General features: G+C 36.5%; 21 protein-coding genes. 13 read left to right on the top strand and 8 right to left on the bottom strand.

What is annotated here, in order from left to right; genetic code table 11:
• Positions 1–11 precede the first annotated feature (11 nt).
• Positions 12–887, bottom strand: a complete 876-nt coding sequence (gene phnD / locus NYE61_RS14305; protein WP_339315786.1) for a phosphate/phosphite/phosphonate ABC transporter substrate-binding protein — start codon at positions 885–887, stop codon at positions 12–14.
• A 138-nt stretch (positions 888–1025) separates the two neighbouring features.
• On the opposite strand from phnD, the gene NYE61_RS14300 reads away from it, so the two are divergent.
• The 4 genes from NYE61_RS14300 (at position 1026) to NYE61_RS14285 (ending at position 3631) form a co-directional block, all read left to right on the top strand.
• Entirely contained in the window at positions 1026–1937 is a 912-nt protein-coding gene (locus tag NYE61_RS14300) for a LysR family transcriptional regulator (protein WP_251659801.1), read from the top strand.
• A 152-nt stretch (positions 1938–2089) separates the two neighbouring features.
• The gene (locus NYE61_RS14295; protein WP_303447100.1) at positions 2090–2353 is read left to right on the top strand and encodes a hypothetical protein; all 264 of its coding nucleotides are present in this window, start codon (positions 2090–2092) and stop codon (positions 2351–2353) included.
• 149 nt (positions 2354–2502) lie between these two features.
• Positions 2503–2952 (top strand): DinB family protein, encoded by a 450-nt coding sequence (locus NYE61_RS14290; protein ID WP_303447101.1) that lies wholly within the window; start codon positions 2503–2505, stop codon positions 2950–2952.
• A gap of 328 nt (positions 2953–3280) precedes the next feature.
• On the top strand, positions 3281–3631 hold the full coding sequence (locus NYE61_RS14285; RefSeq protein ID WP_336623538.1) for a VOC family protein: 351 nt from the start codon (positions 3281–3283) through the stop codon (positions 3629–3631).
• A 264-nt stretch (positions 3632–3895) separates the two neighbouring features.
• On the opposite strand, the gene hpaB is transcribed toward NYE61_RS14285, so the two are convergent.
• Positions 3896–5338, bottom strand: coding sequence for a 4-hydroxyphenylacetate 3-monooxygenase, oxygenase component (hpaB, locus tag NYE61_RS14280; RefSeq protein WP_303447102.1), 1443 nt, complete (start codon positions 5336–5338; stop codon positions 3896–3898).
• Between the two features lie 240 nt (positions 5339–5578).
• Here hpaB and NYE61_RS14275 point away from each other — a divergent pair, with 240 nt between their 5' ends.
• From NYE61_RS14275 to NYE61_RS14260, 4 genes are all read left to right on the top strand, one after another.
• A complete protein-coding gene (locus tag NYE61_RS14275) occupies positions 5579–6052 on the top strand; it encodes a DinB family protein (RefSeq protein WP_303447158.1) in 474 nt (157 codons plus the stop codon).
• Positions 6053–6077: 25 nt separating this feature from the next.
• Complete coding sequence (locus NYE61_RS14270; RefSeq protein WP_303447103.1) at positions 6078–6398, top strand: hypothetical protein; 321 nt, start codon at positions 6078–6080, stop codon at positions 6396–6398.
• 113 nt (positions 6399–6511) lie between these two features.
• Positions 6512–7351 (top strand): GNAT family N-acetyltransferase, encoded by an 840-nt coding sequence (locus NYE61_RS14265; protein WP_303447104.1) that lies wholly within the window; start codon positions 6512–6514, stop codon positions 7349–7351.
• Positions 7352–7363: 12 nt separating this feature from the next.
• Positions 7364–8041 carry a DNA alkylation repair protein gene (locus tag NYE61_RS14260; RefSeq protein WP_339315781.1) on the top strand — a complete coding sequence of 226 codons (678 nt, stop codon included), beginning with the start codon at positions 7364–7366 and terminating at the stop codon, positions 8039–8041.
• 255 nt (positions 8042–8296) lie between these two features.
• Here the strand turns inward: NYE61_RS14260 and NYE61_RS14255 are convergent, their stop codons facing one another.
• The 3 genes from NYE61_RS14255 to NYE61_RS14245 all read right to left on the bottom strand — a co-directional run bounded on the left by NYE61_RS14255 (position 8297) and on the right by NYE61_RS14245 (position 9786).
• Positions 8297–8575: a hypothetical protein gene (locus tag NYE61_RS14255; protein WP_303447106.1), complete on the bottom strand. Its 279-nt coding sequence runs from the start codon at positions 8573–8575 to the stop codon at positions 8297–8299.
• Complete coding sequence (locus NYE61_RS14250) at positions 8572–9243, bottom strand: hypothetical protein (RefSeq protein ID WP_303447107.1); 672 nt, start codon at positions 9241–9243, stop codon at positions 8572–8574. Before NYE61_RS14250 ends, NYE61_RS14255 begins: the two co-directional genes overlap by 4 nt.
• Positions 9244–9384: 141 nt before the next feature.
• On the bottom strand, positions 9385–9786 hold the full coding sequence (locus NYE61_RS14245; RefSeq protein WP_303447109.1) for a MarR family transcriptional regulator: 402 nt from the start codon (positions 9784–9786) through the stop codon (positions 9385–9387).
• Positions 9787–10031: 245 nt separating this feature from the next.
• Between NYE61_RS14245 and NYE61_RS14240 the strand changes: the two genes are divergently transcribed.
• The 4 genes from NYE61_RS14240 to NYE61_RS14225 all read left to right on the top strand — a co-directional run bounded on the left by NYE61_RS14240 (position 10032) and on the right by NYE61_RS14225 (position 12890).
• The gene (locus NYE61_RS14240; protein ID WP_303447159.1) at positions 10032–10307 is read left to right on the top strand and encodes a metalloregulator ArsR/SmtB family transcription factor; all 276 of its coding nucleotides are present in this window, start codon (positions 10032–10034) and stop codon (positions 10305–10307) included.
• Positions 10308–10484: 177 nt separating this feature from the next.
• Positions 10485–10868 (top strand): VOC family protein, encoded by a 384-nt coding sequence (locus tag NYE61_RS14235; RefSeq protein ID WP_303447110.1) that lies wholly within the window; start codon positions 10485–10487, stop codon positions 10866–10868.
• Positions 10869–11230: 362 nt separating this feature from the next.
• On the top strand, positions 11231–11701 hold the full coding sequence (locus tag NYE61_RS14230) for a GNAT family N-acetyltransferase (RefSeq protein WP_251659789.1): 471 nt from the start codon (positions 11231–11233) through the stop codon (positions 11699–11701).
• Between the two features lie 328 nt (positions 11702–12029).
• A complete protein-coding gene (locus NYE61_RS14225; RefSeq protein ID WP_303447111.1) occupies positions 12030–12890 on the top strand; it encodes a polysaccharide deacetylase family protein in 861 nt (286 codons plus the stop codon).
• Positions 12891–12938: 48 nt separating this feature from the next.
• On the opposite strand, the gene NYE61_RS14220 is transcribed toward NYE61_RS14225, so the two are convergent.
• From NYE61_RS14220 to NYE61_RS14210, 3 genes are all read right to left on the bottom strand, one after another.
• Positions 12939–13358: a MarR family transcriptional regulator gene (locus NYE61_RS14220; RefSeq protein ID WP_118889345.1), complete on the bottom strand. Its 420-nt coding sequence runs from the start codon at positions 13356–13358 to the stop codon at positions 12939–12941.
• Between the two features lie 71 nt (positions 13359–13429).
• Positions 13430–14164, bottom strand: coding sequence for an SDR family oxidoreductase (locus NYE61_RS14215; protein ID WP_095310116.1), 735 nt, complete (start codon positions 14162–14164; stop codon positions 13430–13432).
• A gap of 13 nt (positions 14165–14177) precedes the next feature.
• The gene (locus tag NYE61_RS14210) at positions 14178–14927 is read right to left on the bottom strand and encodes an SDR family oxidoreductase (protein WP_303447112.1); all 750 of its coding nucleotides are present in this window, start codon (positions 14925–14927) and stop codon (positions 14178–14180) included.
• A 256-nt stretch (positions 14928–15183) separates the two neighbouring features.
• Between NYE61_RS14210 and NYE61_RS14205 the strand changes: the two genes are divergently transcribed.
• Positions 15184–16158 carry an aromatic acid exporter family protein gene (locus NYE61_RS14205; protein ID WP_095310112.1) on the top strand — a complete coding sequence of 325 codons (975 nt, stop codon included), beginning with the start codon at positions 15184–15186 and terminating at the stop codon, positions 16156–16158.
• Positions 16159–16161: the final 3 nt, after the last annotated feature.

Here is a 16161-nt window from a genome sequence, read left to right as displayed (position 1 = left end):
GTTTCCTCCAACTATTCGACTTCAATTCCTAATTCTTCATATATTTTCCGAAGGTCATCGTATTGTTTATCATCTACAGTGACAAATTCACTTTCTGTATAATGATCATGTTCGCCCGTGACAAGCATGCTCTCTAGCAGCTTACCTTGATTATCCATCATTTGCTGCCTGAGCTCTTCCACTTGTTCCTCTGACAAATCCTCGCTTGCAACGAACAAATCATTTGGAAGGTCTTCACTTTCAGCTAGCACGCGAACATTGTCTTCTCCCCATTCCTCTACTAACTCATTGTATCGAGAAAGCGAGAAAGCAACTGCATCTGTTTCCCCTGCTTTAAATGCCTCGACAAATGTTTCTCCTAGCATTAATGTCTCGACATCATTATTCGGATCAATGCCTGCATCTATTAACATTCCAGCCGGTGCGACATGTCCTGAAGTTGATCCGACATCTTTCATTGCGATGGTTTTTCCTTTCAAATCCTCCATCGATTGAATATCACTATCAGCAGGAACAGCAATAACACTCCGATACCCTGGCCTTGTAATCCCTACAACCCCTTTTACATCGATCGCGCTTTTCATCGTTACATACTCACCTGGCCCTGTAAGAACGAGATCCACTTGCCCAAACTCCATTGCCGTCGTGGCAGCTGTCCGGTTTGAAATAGAGAAGAATTCTATCTCTTTTCCAGTTGCTTCTGCTAAGGCATCTTTAAACGGACCAAATTCCCGTGACAATTCTTCCATTCCTTCTGCTCCCGTATCTACAAACCGAATGGTTTCTATCCCTTCTCCCTCGTTCGCTTCTGTCTCGTTGTTTGACCCACAAGCAGCATGAATGAACACCAACCCAAGTACCAGTACCAACAACTTATTCACCTTCATAAAACCCCTCCTATTGGATGATAAGTCAAGTATACAAAGGGAGCATTAACTAAAAATTAACCCCTCGTTAAACTACTATTAATATTTCTTTTATAAAATATTAGAAATGGATAGATTTTATCTATAGGAGGTTTATACATGTTCACACTTCAGCAATATGAAATCTTACACGCCATTCATCAGGAGGGCCAATTAACAAAAGTAGCGGAGCAGCTTCAATTAAGCCAACCTACTATTACGTTTCACATAAAAAAAATGGAAGAACGAAGTAATCTTGCCCTTGTTGAATACAAAGGAAGACGTACTATGCTTACTTCTACAGGAAAAACACTTCTCCCTTATATGGAAAAAATACTGCAAATCCATAAACAAGCACAGCAAACCATGTTAGACATCCAACATGTAAGACAAGGATCTGTTCTTATTGGAGTAAGTAACACAGTCGCTAGCTCCATTATCCCTTCCACATTGCCAACTATTTTTGAACAAATACCAGAATCCGATTTAAAAATACGGGTCCATAACACAAGAATCATTCGGAAATTACTCGATGACTATAGCATTGACATTGGGCTCGTTGTTGCTTATAAGGAGGATGTATCCGATTTTGTTGCTATTCCAATCCAAGAAGATCCTATTGGTATCGCAATACATGTAAATCACCGACTTGCTTCGTATTCTTTAGACGAGCCAAGATTTTTCAGGTTGGAGAGAGTTCTACTCAGAGAAGAAGATTCTACATCTACCAAAATCTTCAGAAGCTGGTGCCAAAAAGAAAACATTCAGTTTCCACATGAACTAGAAATCCAAAGTGCAGAAGCAATTAAAAAGGCGATCCTTTCTAATTTAGGAATTGCAGTTGTTTCGAAGCTTTCTGTTGAACATGAGGTAAAAAAAGGAACTTTATTATTCAAAGAATTCAATTCAAGAAAAAGACGATCCATTTACTTAATTTATCACCCAAACCGTAAGCTATCCCCTATGCAAAAACGTATTATTGAGCTCATACAGGTTTTGTGGAGTAAAGGTGATAAGATAAAATCGATTTAGAGGATTTTCTATGTGTAAACAGTTTTTATTAAGAAGAATTAGTGTTTTTACTAGCTATATCTGCCCTTTTCCCCCTCCGAGGTTTGTAATTAGGATGTGATCTTTTAGGATAAACTAACAAAAACTAACCTTATGGCTTAGGAGGGATTCCCATGTTGCTAACAGGTAACATTATTTCAGGTGAATTTGATGAACTCGTGAACGAATTTTCAATACAAAAAGTAAAGCATTTCACTACAGAATCCAGTATTAGAGAAAACCAGTTAAAAAGTCTTTATGATTATTTGAAAAAACACCAAAATGACACAGAAGGTCAAATCATTACGTTGTATGATCAAATGCCGATACAGTTGAGTCAGGAAGAAGTGAATCTCTTTATTAGGGATCTTGAAAAGATTCAGTCGATGTATCGCTAACACCTGCTACCGATAACAAATTAACCATCGGGCGCAATAGTTAAATAATGTAAGGTAAAATAACTTTGTGAAATGACTTCTATTATTTCTACGTGTATAATTTTAATCAATACATAATATTCTAACTTATCGGAAGAGGTGGAAACGGTATGAAGAAAATATTAAAGCAATTTGAAGATACACTAGATCCCATTCAGAAATTAAAAGATGTACAAGAATCAAAGCTAAAAGAACCGATTAGCGAAGGAAAATGGTCGATTAGAGAAATTGTAGGACACTTATATTATTGGGATAAGTATAATCTTGAAATAATGGTTCCAGTAATGGTTAACGGAGCTAACTTGCCACAGTTTCCAAACCATGACCAACATAATAAGAAAGCAATATCATATCTAAGAGACCATTCCGCAGAATCTATTATAGATGCTTTCATAGAAACACGAAAAGAACTTATTGAAAGAATCTCAAAAATAGGGGAAGATGTTAGATTTACAATAGGAAAAGACAAACGACAGTTCTCAGTTGAAAGTTTTATAAAAATCTTTATAAAACATGATATTCATCATTTTAAACAAATTAATGGAAAACTAAATAATTAGACTACTTCTTGTTTTAATATTATGGAGCAAACGGTACTTTACTAGATTAATAGTGTTTGTCCACTTTACTTTCCATTTATGGTTTGTTACTTGTACCAAAAAAGGGTGAGATAATGTGAAGAATTTACTAACATCTATTGGAATTTCAATGACAATAATTTTTGGTGGAGGATTCCTTATCCGTTTTGTATAAGACTCGGATTTTTATATTGCTGAATTTGTAGGAGGTATTATAGGTATTGCCATTTTAATTATTGGAAAATTTAGCAAGTCTGCTATGAAAATCGATGATAATTCTTATTGAAGTAACAAGTGCTTTAATGCGACGGTGAAAGCTTCACAATTGCGTTTTTTCACTAAAGAAGCAGGATTTTATTCTGTATATACAGAATATTTAATAAACATATTTAATGGAAGTGTTTTTATGGAGAATCCTATTTTAAAACAAATCGGAACAGTATTTATCCCAGTAAGCAACATAGAGAAAGCAAGAGATTGGTACTGTGATATTTTAGGACTGAAAACAGACGGTGAAATTCAGTTTGGTCATCTTTACGTAATACCTATGGAAGGTACAGGGATTGAGTTAGACAGCAAGATTTATTCAGAGGATAGAGTATTTAAAATCTATTCCACTTCAATACAAAAAACATTGAAGAAGCATTCATTTTATGAGTAATAAGGACGTTGATTTGATTACACAAATCGAACATAATCATTATTTTAATTTTAAAGATCCTGATGGAAATATTTTATGATATGCAAATGTTAATGTGAAGCTAGCTGATGCGTTACGATACTAAAAGCGCACTATCCTTTAGAAATAGACTAAAAGGAGAACAATTTTTCTGCTCTCCTAACCACATACCATTCGTTTGATGAGTTGAATGATGGTAACTGCTCAAATGATATGGTTATGCCAATCGGCCAGATTCAAATAACTTCAATCCATCCCTAACAAAGTCTTTACCCGTTTTACATACGGTTCCTTATCATATGATAAATACAATCCACTAGACAACCGGATTGGATCACCAAAGAAAAACCGTTCGTATTGGGTTTCCCGTGTACCAAATGCACTCATTGTCATTTCCCAAGCTAAACGGAAAATCTTGACACGTGATTCAGCATCATCAGCTTTCGATTGCAAATATTGATCCAAGTCTTTTCTTAGTGATGATTGAAATGCCTCTTCTGTCGGGATGGACATCAACCCACTGGCTCCTAGTTGCTGGATAATTTCACCAAATCTTGCATAGGCGCGCGGGAATACATTACAGGCTACCTGCAGTGTTTTTTGATTTGGTCTCATGAACCCCCATTCATCCAATTCAGCTTCAACTTCAGATTTGATAATCAATGCTTTCATCGTTTCCAGAGCAACGATAATTTCAGATACCTTTTCCTGAACATGTTGGTACTCACTAATATTGATTGTATCAATGATTGACTGAGCTACACCTAAGACAAATTCCGTTTTAACGATTTGTCTGGATACAGCCTGATGTAAAGTAAACGGCAGAAATGAACTAGCATCCATGAAAGTATTCGAGACTTGTAGGTTATTGTAATAAAACACGCGTTCCCACGGAATAAGTACATTATCAAAAACGACAATCGTATCCATTTCTTCATAGCGTGAACTCAATGGATAGTTAAATGCGGAAGCGCCGCCAACAAATGATTCCCGGCAGATAAATTTTAAACCTTTTGTATTACTAGGGATGGAAAATGCAAAACCATTCGCCTTATCCTGGATTCCTCCTGCCGATAAGACAACGATTTCATCTGTTATCCCACCCTGTGTTGCCAATAGCCTGGCCCCTTTAACAATAATACCTTCATTTGTTTTGTCTACAACCTTAGTGGCTATTGGTTCATCTTCCGGATCTTCAAAATAAAATTGCTCACGATTGACTTGCGGATTTATAAATGTATGTGTCATGGAAATGTCGTTTTCACGGGCATATTCATAAAAAGATAATAAATGTTCAGGGAAACAGTTTTCCTTTCCCTTTAAAAGGCCTACAGATGATGCAAGTGCCATCAGCACCGTATTCATATAGTCCGGACTTCTCCCCATCATGCCATTCGTTGACAGTGCCCATTGTTGAACCATCTTCCTTCTTTTCACAAGATCCTGTTTCGTCTTTGGCTGCAAATAGGACATCCCAACTGGCTCACTAGTTGATGGCGAGGAATAAGTCATGATAGCTTGTAATGATTCATCGTGTTGTAAATCATATAATGCTGCTTGACTCCTCATAACTCCCTTAAACGCCGGGTGCTCAGAGACTTTGCCTATGACCGGATGCCCATCTACCCATATATCCATTTCCAGAAGATCGATTCGATCAATATATTCGCTTCCCGTAATAATTGACATAAATTCACCCCTTGTGGTTTCTGCAGAGTATGATCAAACGCCTATGCCATTTTATTCGGATTGCATTCGGATGTTACAGTTTTTGAATTCAGTCAATGTTCATTGTTGAACGACCAGCTACTCTTTCAGAAGATTATGTTATTATTTAAGTAGAGACACTAATTAAAAGTAGTTTTTTAACACGAAGAACCTTAAACACTTACAATTAGTTTCAGCAATTGAATGAAAGAGGTGTTCACATTGATTACGTTTTTTGAGTATAACTGGCAGGTAAGAGATGAATGGTTTGACTGGTGTAAACAGCTAACACCTGAAGAGCTGTTAAATGATCACAAAGGTGGTGTAAGAAATATTTTATACACCCTTTTTCACATTATTGACGTGGAATATAGCTGGATACGCGGTATTCAGGGTAAAGAAGATATCGTATTTTCATTTGCAGATTATAATACCCTTGAAATGGTTAAATCTCTGTCCGATACACTCCGAGATGAGATTTTGGTTTATTTAAAAACAAATTTAAATGAGTCCAAAGATGAACACATACATGTGCCTTGGGATGAAGATAAATACACGAAGGATGAAATACTTCATCATATTATTGCTCACGAGATTCATCATATTGGCCAGCTTTCCGTCTGGGCAAGAGAATTAGACCGAAGCCCTGTTTCTGCTAATTTTATTGGCAGGAAATTAAACTATATTAAGAAATGACTTATGAAATGTCAGGAGTGAAAAGATGTTTGTAAAAGTTTATACGTATCATATTAAGAAAGACAAAATAGAAACCTTTTTAAACATTCAAGAAAAAACAAGGGAAATTTATAGTAAGTATATAGATTCACATGTAATTTATATTCAGAGTAACGAGGAGCAAACAAAGTGGATGGAGATTTCTCAATATAAAGATGAAGTAGAATATAATAAGCGTATAGAAATTATTAACCGAGATAAAAAAATTCAAGAACTTTTTAAATCATTTCAAGAGATTCTTATAGAAAAAAGCGAAATCCGCGAAGAAAATTTTACTCAGATTAGAGAAACAGATGGTTTTAAGTAGTTTCTCCATAAATTGGTGCAAGATCAAACAAGAACATTTGGGGGCAGCATAATTAAAGAAGATTATTGATTTTCATGTTAGCAGAAAAGAAATAAAGTTAGGACGGGACAAATATGATCTCTGAGCTAAAAAAGGATAAATTCTATAAATGTAAATACTTATTATCTGATCAAGGACTGTTAGAAGCAAGAGCAGTGATTGAAGGGGTTAATCCTGGTCGTGTCTTTGTAGATGATATGGATACTCCTGCTTCTGGACTTGTATGGTTAGGAAATAACGATGGGTTTATCTTTATTGGAAATGAAAAGAATGAGCGCTTCAATAAAGATCTAAATCAATTTATTGATACAATCATTATGCCTGAAGCGACTGAAGTTGAGCTGAAATGGTTTGAAGGTATTGGTGAGCATAGAAAATGGGATGCCACGATTAAGGATGTGTTTAAAAACCGCAAATTAGGAAGCTGGAATCAAAGGGTTTATACGCTACATAAGGACGACTATAGCTATACCGATGAGTTTAGTATAACGCAAGGATACAAACTTATGAAAGTTTGTAAAGATATCTTTGAAAACAAAGACAATTCAATTAAAAATATAGAATTTTTAAGATCCAATATTTTAGAGTCTTGGTCTTCATCTGAAACGTTCTTTCATAATGGTATGGGATATTGTATGATTTACAAGAATGAAATTGTAAGTATTTGTTTTTCAGGGTTTGTCGCGGGAAATGTTCATGCTGTAACCATTGAAACGATAGAAGAACATCGAGGGAAAAAGCTAGCGCAAAACATAGCGAAAGCTTTCGTAAATGATTGTCTAGATAATAATAGGATTCCATATTGGGATTGTATGGAGTCAAACAAACCTTCTATTGCAGTTGCAGAAAATATAGGATTCAGAAATATATTTAACTATATAGGATATGAATTCTCGTTTAATAACAAATTGTAAGGTGGCCATATAATGACGGATGCAACAAACTCATATGTTCAAGAGCTTATTAATCTATATTCCAAACACAAGGATGCTGAATTTGCCAGGTGGTCAAACAACTATTTCAGAAACCAATTCGACTTTTTGGGTATTCGAACTCCTATTCGTCGAAAATTAACGAAACAATTTATCAAAGAAATCGGATTGCCTCCAAAAGAAGAGCTGAAAGATGTCATTTTTATGCTATGGGATCTTCCAGAACGTGAATATCAAAAAGCAGCCCTTGATATAATTGAAAAAGCAAAGAAGGACTTAACCAAGGAGGACGTATCTTGGTTAGCTAGTTTGATAGTGAAAAAGTCATGGTGGGATACGGTAGATGTACTTTCTCCTCATATCGTGGGCTATATGTTTTCTAAGCACGGGGAACTTATTCCATCATTTGCTGATCAATGGATTGAAGATGAGAATATTTGGTTCCAGCGGTCTGCCATATTGTATCAGCTAAAATACAAAGACAAAACAGATGAGGAGCGCCTATTCCGATACATTTTAAGACGCGCAGACAGCGATGAATTTTTTGTACAAAAAGCAATTGGATGGTTATTGCGTGAGTATGCCAAAACTCGCCCTGAAAGCGTAAGATCCTTTATCGCTAATCATAGCTTAAAACCCCTTAGTAAACGAGAAGCTTTGAAACATCTTTAAGGCTTAATCAGTTCTTTCGCTTGAAAATGAAACATTTATTGGATATACCTCGTATGAAGATCAAGGTAAATCAAATACGTTCTGGGAGCTGTCTAAAATTCAATGGTCTTTGAAAGAGGAAGCCCCCATCTTCAAGTATTCTGAATGGTAAGAACCCGACTTTATGAAAGCATAATGAATCCAATTCGAATAACGATTATACTTTTAGGTAAGATATTTAAGTTATAAACAAATCAGCACAACAATACACACTAATTAAATTCTAATCCTCACTATACAATATCGAATCGACCTTCTCACATAGAGCGAGCAAATTACGAGTAGTATTGAGACTGCGAGTGATATAGGAATGCTTAATACTGCAGGCAGTTCAATTCCTTGCCAAATGCTCATTTGGATTTGTTCAATACCGAATGTTCGTAGTATGCCAGCTAATAAGATCAGTAATGCGCATAGCATTAATCCAACATAAAGAACATATAAGACAGGGATTGTTAGCAATAGCAGAAAACGAATGGTTAATTGCAATATCACCGCGTGTTTTCCCTCCTAATAATATGCTGAACTTCTGCATGCGGAGAAATGGAATAGCTTTCTGTATAATACAGTGTATGAATTTTACAATGTTTACCGATTACAACAATATCCCCCTCTACTCTATCCGCTTCCGTATAAGATAATTGTATGTTCTTTCCTTTGATATCCTGACAGACGAGTATCTTCTTTAATAAAGGAAACGAAATTTTATCCTTCTCCACGCTTACCTCTTCTGCGATTAGCCGCACTATTTTACTTTCACCCGATAATTTTAACTGAAACTGTTTTGCCTGAATCTCTTCAGCACGAATGATGCCGACTGAATCAAATTCCTCCGTCATAAAGGTTCGTTCAATTGCCAGTCTCCCGGAACTCGTAACCTTTGATACTTCACCACAATACATCTTTAGGTTACCTGCATTGACAACATCCATAGCTTCACAGCTGGATTTCATGATGCATGACCCGGAGTTTTGGAAATGATCCACCTTAACTTTGGAGTGAAATGTACTATATCCGTGAGATGTGATTTTTTTTAATTGAACTTCTTGATGTATAGAGACAGATCCACGTATTTTTACTACTTCATACTCTGGTGCTAGGTCTTTAATTGATCCACTCGTAAACGTTATACTTCGCAACTTCTGGTTTTGTACATTTGTCATTAAACACACCACCATCATTTAATTAGTATATATTTCAATTATTAAAATATATACTAATTAAATTATATTGGTTGTAGTTTTGTCAAGTGCAATTTTAAAAATTTCCATATAATAAAAAAAGGACTTCAATAACTGAAATCCTTAAAATACCGTACTCATTAATTTATTTACTTCCAATAATACCTGCTCAATTTCCTTTAACTTTTCTTGTGGGAACTTCAGAAATAGTTCATGAACCTTAGCTTCCCCGGTCTCTGTTAAAATCATTTTTACAACACGGCGATCTTCACTTTCTCTTACTCGTTGTACAAGCCCAAGCTTTTCTAGTTTATCGCACATTGATGTTACGGCCCCAGGAGTAACGCCGAAAAAATCAGCAATCTGAGTTGCCTTCATTCCATTATTAATTTTCATTTCAATGAGGAGAACGAGCTGATTTTGAGATAGTGACTCCCCTTCACATAACAGGTCTGCAAATCTTCGCGACCGTTTTTGTATTTCAAGCATTTCTCGCATTATTATTTCGATATTGTTTTCTGGCATTTCATCCCAACCTATATTGTTTAATTATTAAAATATATGATAAGTATATAATTAATTTTGACAGGTGCCAACTAAACTAATCCAAGTTTGTTCCTAATGATTTCGCTCGGGAGGATAATAAAAGTGTAACCTTTGCGGTACAAAATACTGGGTCGAGTTTTTCTTCCGAGTAACAATTTGCTCAGATGCAACTATTCAGTTGCTCTTCATTGACAGGCAACCAATTAGTTGCTTATAATGAAAACATGTGGAATAAAGACGCTATTTTCAAGGCACTTGCCGACTCGAATCGTCGGCTCATATTAGATGAACTATCCGAACGTAACGAGATGACCTTGTATGAACTCACAGGACGACTTATTATGAAGCACAGTCTTTCCATTTCGCGACAAGGTATAGCCAAACATCTCTCAGTATTGGAAGAAGCAGGACTCGTAACATCAAAACGAAAAGGTAAGTATCGAGTACTACTGTTCAATAACGAGCCACTTCAAAACTTGCTGAAAGGATGGATAGATTAATTTTACGATACGCAAGATATATTATATCTGTAGAAATAAGGAAGAAAAAAGTGGATGAAGGCACCGCGTGCGTTTCGAATAGTTCGATATAGAAATGGTAAAACAAATTTCTGCCGAACGGTGTGGTTTTTGCTTTAGAACAGAACACACATCACAACAACCAGGAGGTAAAAAAATATGAAAATCATTGTTACGAGTATATTCGTAGAAGATCAGGACAAGGCATTACAGTTTTATTCAGAGAAACTTGGCTTTGTAAAAAAGCACGACGTCCCTGCTGGGGAATTTAGATGGATTACGCTAGTTTCTCCAGACGATCAAGATGGTACCGAAATTGTACTCGAACCGAATAACAATCCAATTGCCAAGGATTATCAAAATAGACTATTTGAAGAAGGCATTCCAGTAACCATGTTTGGTGTTGAGGATATTCACAAAGAGTATGAACGGTTATTGCAGCTAGGCGTGAAGTTTACGATGAAGCCGACTAAAATGGGTGACATCACCATCGCTGTATTTGATGATACATGTGGCAACCTTATTCAGATAATCCAGCAATAACATAACTCAAATGGCAAATTATTTGTATAACCCTGTTCTAGTTTTTGGATGGGGTTTTATATTAAACGAAAGTCCTATCTCTTGTAACTGGGTGTTAATTCAGGGAGGATTGAAGCTATTTTATGCAGAAGATATTTTAATAAATAGCTTTTAGTTGAATAGAGTTGTTTTAACCTGAGTCAACAATCGATGCAAATTATTGAATAAGAGAAGATGTTTCACTAAAGAAGACGACCTAAGGCTGTTTAGGGATTTTCTTCAACAGCCTTTTATTCCAATGAGACAACGGACATGCTATAATTTACATTAATATACATATTAAAGGTTTTTAAGTCGTATTAATCAGAAAGCGAGCTGGAAACATGCCTCTTCACATTCGTGAAGTAACAACAGAAAATTGGCGTTCTGTCGCTGCTTTATCTGTGTCAGAACAACAAAATCAATTTATTGAAAGCAATGCTTTTTCTTTAGCGGAATCGCAGTTTGAGAAAAACGGTATTTCTTTTGGATTATATGATGTGGAAACTCTTGTTGGATATGCAATGTATGGCTGGTATTCGTATTCAACAGAAAGTGCCTGGTTAGATCGTTTTATGATTGATTACCGTTTTCAAGGTAATGGATACGCAAAACGTTTTCTCCCCTTATTAATTCAGCATATTATATCTCGATATGGTTGTAGGAAAATTTATTTAAGTCTTCATCCTGACAACAAACCAGCACAAAATTTATATGAATCCTTTGGTTTTTGCTTGAATGGAGAAATAGATGATTCTGGACCTGTATTTGGAGTTGTAATGCAATTAGATATGGATAAATTTAATTTAAAATGATTAAACAAGGTGATCGAGTTATGGTCGCCTTTTTTATTGGTCAAAATTAGAATGAAACTATGGAAATCTTTTTACCTTTAGTAACAAAATACTTGAATAAGGAAATCGTCCATTTTGCTAAGCGTTTACAATTATAGTAGCAATAGAAACCTCCACCGAGAACGATACAAATTCAGTTTCCAATATGACTGCTGCCAGATGGGTTTTCATCTTTCACAAAAGATATCAGCCTATTTCCCTTTTTCCTGCATAAATCATCCTCTTTCACCTAAAAATAACAGTGTGTTTTGAAAAACATGCTCCCATAACCGTAAAAGGGGATGAATAGATGAAAAAACAAATCGTTAAGTGGCTTTTGACTATTGAGGTTTTATTTTGTTTTTATCTTACAAATGACTTTACTGTAAACGCGAATACGGCACCTTTAGAAGATTCTTCGCAGCAAGTAGATGTGAAAGATAAACCAGCAGAAGATCTCACCGACCTTCGAGGAGGTCCTGAAAATTCCGAGCGAGAACGTCAGACTCCTGTTGATCTAAGGATCTTGCAGCAACGATATCCCGATGTATTTTTCTTGCAGGGAGCTTCAGATCAAAACCAAGTAGCTCTAACGTTTGATGATGGGCCAGACCCGCGTTTTACAAATGAAGTATTAGATGTATTAAACCAATACGATGTGCCGGCAACATTCTTCTTATTAGGTTCAAGAGCTGCTGCTTATCCTGAAATCGTCACGCGGATTCAAAATGAGGGACATGTAATTGGAAACCATACATATTTCCATCCTAATCTTGTTGATGAAGCTGATCTCGGAACACTGGAGCAGGAAGTAATTAGAACGGAAGATGAACTTTATGACATGATCGGTTACCGAACACATTTATTCAGACCGCCATATGGTTTCTTATACGATGAATTAGTCGAACAGCTTGCGAGAATGAACTATTCCGTAATTGGCTGGACGGTGGATTCTTTGGATTGGCAGGAAGACCCGCCAGAGGTTATCGCCTCCAATGTATTAGACATCATGCATCCAGGTGCAATTATTCTCATGCATGATGGGGCAGAGCGGGACGGGGATCGAACGAATACAATCGAATCGCTTCACCAAATTATCCCAACACTGCAACAGCAGGGCTATGAATTTGTTACCGTACCAGAGTTATTGAATATTCCATTTGAGAAATAGAAGATATCTCTTCTATTTCTTTTTATTCCTACCGTTTTACAGAAGAATTTATACGAATCGATTCAACTTCTCATAAATAACCAATAATTGCTGTACTTCCTGCTCGGTTAGCCTGTCAAATAGACTTCCGCGAAGTGCTTTCCCTTCGTCATGCGCTTTTTTAACCATCTCGATTCCATCGTCGGTAATGGCTAAATAAATAATTCGGCGATCATTCTCATCCACAAGCCGAACAGCCAATTTTCGTTGGACAAGCTTTTCAGATAAGTGTGTTAGAGATGGAGGAGTTAGACCTAAGGCCTTCGCAATATCGGATGGCCTGCTTTTGCCATTTCGCTTCAAATGGCCGAGAACAAGAATATGCGAAATCCCAAGGTTTTCTTTAAATTGTTTATTCCACTGAATGATTAAATTGTTCGTAACCTGATCCATGGAATGAATCAGTTCAAAAATCGTTTGTTCTTTCATGTTGTATAACCTGCTTTCTATAAGCGAAGTGCCCCCTAAGAAATAGAGGGCACTTCCTATATATTTCTATACTACTGTGCAGAAAATCCACCGTCAATAACTAATTCAGAACCAGTGATATAAGAAGATTCATCAGATGCTAAGAATAGCGCTGCATTTGCGATATCCTCCGGTTTTCCTAATCGCTGCAGTGGTGTTGCCTGCATTAAACGGCCAAGCAGCTCTTTTGACGTGCTCAGCGCTTCTGTCATTGGTGTTTCAATAATACCAGGGAAAAGTGTATTCACACGTACCCCCTGACGGCCAAATGTTGTTGCAGCCGCTTTGGATAGCGCACGAACCGCTCCTTTTGATGCAGAATAATGATTAAAGCCTTGTCCAATTTGAGCTGTATAGGATGAAATATTAATGATGGACCCTTTGTTTTGTGCTGCCATATATGGTGCAACATGTTTGATACCAGCAAATGGTCCAAAGCCATTAATGGATAGCATCTTTTGCCAATCGTCCAAGTCAATCTCCTCGTATGGCTTTTCAGATGATATACCAGCGTTATTTACGAGAATATCAATTTTCCCAAAGCGATCGTTCACTTCTTTAGCAAAGGATTTCCAGTCTTCATCAGAGGCAACATTTAATTTCATGCCAACTACATTTTCTTTTTCGCTTACCTTTTTCAGTGCTGTCTCATTAATATCAGCCGCAATAACAGTAGCCCCCTCTTGACTGAATAGTTCTACCATCCCTTCACCAATACCTGATGCTCCACCAGTAATAATCGCAACCTTGTTATCTAATCGTCCCATTATCTTTTCCTCCTTAACGTAATTTAATTGAACCACCATCGACCATGATCGTTTGGCCCGTAATATAATCCGAATCAGTGCTTGCTAGGAAGACAGCAGTTCTGCCAATATCCTGCTCTGGATCACCTAACCGACGAAGCGGTAATTTATTAATCATTGCATCGTATAATTCAGGTGCATTTTCACGCCATTGTTCAACACCAGGCGTGAGGGCAATTGGTGATATTAAATTCACATTAATTCCATCTGGTCCCCACTCATTTGCTGCAACTCGAGAAATTGCACGAATTGCCTCTTTTGCTGCAGCATAGGATGTTTGTGTCACTTGCCCATCAATTCCCGCACCAGATGCAAAGTTAATGACCTTGCCATGCGTCTTCTTTAGCTCCGGATAAGATGCCTGCATAAAATGGAATGTAGGATAAAACCCTGTTCCAAACGATAAATCAAAGTGTTCAAGTGTTGTTTCCATAAAAGGAGCCTGTCTGGATACATGTGCATTATTAACTAGGATATCCAATTTACCAAACTTCTTCACAACTTCGGTAACAATCTCCTCGATATTTTCTTTTATCGAGATATCTTTTATAAAAAGTAAGCCTTCTGCATATTGATTTATTTCCGCAAAGGTTGTTTTTCCCTTTTCTTCATTTACATCAACAATGGCAACATGCGCGCCTTCTTTTGCCATTGCAAGAGCAATCCCTCTACCAATACCAGAAGCACTGCCTGTAACAATTGCTACTTTATCTTGTAATCTCATTCCAATTACCTCTTTCGTATATATTTAGACATCTAAATATTTAACATCTAAATAATAACATGTATTTTTGTTAAATGCAATTTCAGCAGAGGGAAATTGTCGTAATCGAGCAGACAAGTAGGAGCATATAAGTTAAAAGGGCAGACATACAATTACATGGAACAAGCTACCCTCCGACTGTATACGGTGCTAACCCTAAGATTCATTCTGATACCCATTATGGGTTATAATGGAGTAATTACTGAACAATTACAGGATGGTGTTTCGTATGGTTGGAATGGGCTATCGGACAATAAAAACCGCTATAGGTGCAGGGTTAGCAATATGGATTGCGAGTTTAATCGAGCTGGAATTTGCAACGTTTGCAGCGATTATCGTCATTATGTGTATTGAGACAACAAAGAAAAGAACATTAAATACAATTAAAGAAAAGTTCTTCGCATCTCTTTTATCCATCATTATTGGTATGTTATTTTTTGAATTATTAGGGTATAACCCAATCTCCTTTGCTCTATTTATCCTCTTATTCGTCCCAATCCTTTTGAGAGCTCGTATTCAGAATGGTTTTATCACAAGCATGGTAGTCGTTCTGCATATTTATACGGTGCAGGAAGCGAGCCTGGAGACGTTTTTAAATGAGCTTTATATTATTTTAATCGGGATGGGAATTGCTATCCTTGTTAACAGCATCATGCCAAGTTTTAAAAAAAATATTAACAAGAATATGTTCGAAATCGGAGAACGGTTTAGTGTCATTCTTTATGAACTAGCAGCTTACTTAAGAGATAATGAAAGGCAATGGGATGGGAAGGAAATTATTGAAGCAGAGGAAATCATTCATAAATCTAAAAGCATTGTCATTCAAGATGTAGAAAATCATCTTTTCAGGGCAGAAAACAAAGATTATCACTATCTGCAAATGCGTGGGGACCAGCTGGAAATCCTCAAAAAAATGGTAACAATCGTTCATATTATATCTTCATCAGATCTGCATGTTAAACAAAGGGGAATGCTTGCTGACTTTTTTGAGTACGTAAGTCAAAATGTGCACTCAGGAGATACAATACATAGTGCACTTGAAAGGCTAGAAAATTATGAAGCGTCTATTCGCGAAACAGAATTACCTAAAACAAGAGAGGAATTTGAGGTTAGAGCAAACTTATTTTATTTAAACTTTGAGATTAAAAATTATTTAACGATTAAAAAGAAAGTTTTCGAAGTGATAGATTGATGC

This window comes from Oceanobacillus sp. FSL W7-1304 (genome assembly GCF_037969805.1).
GTDB lineage: Bacteria > Bacillota > Bacilli > Bacillales > Amphibacillaceae > Oceanobacillus > Oceanobacillus profundus.
This window is presented reverse-complemented; position numbering and strand designations above follow the sequence as displayed.